A 201-nucleotide genomic window follows, 5' to 3' on the forward strand; every position below is an offset into this window, starting at 1 on the left:
CGGTGAAACGCGCCACGACGAGCGGCGGACCGTATGCGAACGTGGCGACCGGAGTGACGGCGACGAGTTACGCGGACACGGGACTGACGAACGGCACGACTTATTATTACGTCGTCAGCGCTTCGAATGCCGTAGGCGAAAGCGTCAACTCCGCGCAGGCGAGCGCGACGCCGACGGCGCCGCAGCCTCCGGCCGCGCCGA

1 pseudogene is annotated in these 201 nt (G+C 67.7%); it reads left to right on the forward strand.

Features of this window, described 5'->3' with window-relative positions:
• A pseudogene (locus ACFPPD_RS26935) lies at positions 1 to 201 on the forward strand (cellulase family glycosylhydrolase); the annotation flags it as partial.

The organism is Cohnella suwonensis, from assembly GCF_042655365.1.
Taxonomy (GTDB): domain Bacteria; phylum Bacillota; class Bacilli; order Paenibacillales; family Paenibacillaceae; genus Cohnella; species Cohnella suwonensis.